Source organism: Oscillibacter sp. UBA6647, assembly GCA_002455655.1.
GTDB lineage: Bacteria > Bacillota > Clostridia > Oscillospirales > Oscillospiraceae > Oscillibacter.
On the sequence record DKLF01000132.1, the window covers coordinates 1 to 1959 of the forward strand.

3 protein-coding genes are annotated in these 1959 nt (G+C 58.7%); all 3 read right to left on the minus strand.

Annotation, left to right across the window (positions count from 1 at the left end; genetic code table 11):
* Window positions 1-455, minus strand: a 455-nt coding sequence (locus B2W96_RS09730; protein WP_293010096.1) for an RNA polymerase sigma factor, incomplete at its 3' end; no start/stop codon positions are given.
* A 280-nt stretch (window positions 456-735) separates the two neighbouring features.
* The gene (gene proC, locus B2W96_RS09735; RefSeq protein ID WP_293010097.1) at window positions 736-1539 is read right to left on the minus strand and encodes a pyrroline-5-carboxylate reductase; all 804 of its coding nucleotides are present in this window, start codon (window positions 1537-1539) and stop codon (window positions 736-738) included.
* Window positions 1540-1602: 63 nt separating this feature from the next.
* A partial coding sequence (locus B2W96_RS09740) for an aldehyde dehydrogenase family protein (RefSeq protein ID WP_293010098.1) occupies window positions 1603-1959 on the minus strand: 357 nt, incomplete at its 5' end.

Genomic DNA, 1959 nt, shown 5'->3' on the forward strand with positions numbered 1-1959 from the left:
AGGGCCGCGCGCAGCGCAGTCCGGGCGCGGGAGAGGCGGCTTTTCACTGTCCCCTCCGGAATTTTCAGCATTTGCGCAATCTCCGTCACCTGAAAGCCCTCCACGTAATGCAGCACAATCACCAGCCGCAGTTCCTCCCGCAGCGCCATGATGGCGGCGTAAAGACCGGGGTCCCGGCTCTGAGGCGGGGCTGTCTCCAGATGTGCATATTCCTCCAGAGACACGGTTTTTCGGTTTGCGCGGTAGATACGGTAGCACTCATGAATCAAGATTCTGCAAAGCCACGTTTTAAAATAACCTGGCTCCCGTAAGGAGGGGAGCTTGCCATATGCCGCCGCAATCGCCTCCTGCACCGCATCCGCGCAGTCGCTGTCATTTTTCAGGATGGACTTGGAAATGCGGTACAGCGTGGGCTCTGCCGCGACGACGCGGGAAGCAAAATCATCTCTGTCCACGGCGGTTGTTCCTTTCTGTGTAACTATCTGGGTACATACAAAGTCCTTTTCCGGATGGCCGATCCAAATTTGAGCTCTGACTGTTAGAGCAAATAAGGCATTGTCAGGTTCCCAAATTTAAGAAAGCATTTAAAAAATTCTGTACGGAGGAGGGAAATGGCCAAAAGGACACGGACTTGCGCTTGGAAAGGGAGCACGGTAAAGCGCACGGCGGGCCTTGTTTAAAGGCCTGCCGTGCGCATAAAGATACAGTCATTTCAATGATGAATGGAACAGAACCTTATTGTTTGAGCGCGGCGGTCTTCTCATACGCGGAGATCACCGCATTCATTGCCGCAGCCCGGAAGCCGCCATTCTCCAGTGCGCGAACGCCCTGAATGGTGGTCCCGCCGGGGGAGCACACTGCGTCCTTCAGCGCCCCGGGGTGCTTTCCGCTCTCCTGCTGCAAACGGGCTGTTCCAACCAGCGTCTGGGATGCAAGATCTATGGCCGTGGCCCGGGGAAGCCCGCAGGCCACGCCGCCGTCCGACAAAGCCTCTAAAAACAGGCAGATAAACGCCGGGCCGCATCCGGAGACGGCGCTGCCTGCGTCGATAAGCCGCTCCTCCAGCGCCAAGAATTTTCCAGCCCCGGCCATGTCGGCAAGAAATGCCTGCTCCTCTTCGGCGGACACGTCGGCGCTGAGGGAATACAGCGTCATCCCCTCGCCGATGGAGCAGGGGGTGTTGGGCATGACGCGGATCACGGGGTAGGTATCTCCTGCCAATTCCTGAATGTCCGCGATGGACAGGCCTGCCGCCATGCTCACCAGAATAAACCGCGTCTCCCGCGCGGCAAGAACCGGGCCGATGTCGGCCAAAAGATCTTTCATCATGTGGGGCTTCACGCCCAGAAAGATGAAGTCCGCGCTCCCGGCCACGGCTTCGCCGTCCGCCGTGCGGCAGCCCAGCTCTTCAGCCAGCGCCTCTGCCTTTGCCATGGTGCGGTTGGAGAGAAACACCTGATCGGGCTCCACCGTGCGGCATACCGCCCGGGCCAGCGCCCCGCCCATATTTCCAACGCCGATAAATCCGTAAGTTGCCATATCGCTCCTACCTTTCGTACATTCGTCCTGCCCCGGCGGACTGTTCCTCCGGGGCAGGAACGCTTATTCCCGAATCTGGCCCTCTCCGTAAATCACGTATTTGGAGCTGGTCAGCTCCTCTAAGCCCATGGGACCCCGGGCATGCATCTTCTGGGTGGAGATGCCGATTTCCGCGCCCAGACCAAATTCAAACCCGTCGGTAAACCGGGTGGAGGCGTTGACGTAGACTGCCGCCGCGTCCACCGCGTTCAAAAAGTGCTGGGCGGTAAAATAGTTTTTGGTAATGATGGACTCGGAGTGGCCGGTGCCGTGGGCGTTGATAAACTCAATGGCCTCCGCCGCATTCTTTACAACATGGACAGCCAGAATATAGTCGTCATACTCCGCGTCCCAGTCCTCCCCGCTGGCGGGGACGGCGTT

What these genes read in the sequence shown, in the direction of transcription:
- proC (WP_293010097.1), bottom strand. Translation starts at nt 1,539, where the DNA reads ATGGCAACTTACGGATTTATCGGCGTTGGAAATATGGGCGGGGCGCTG.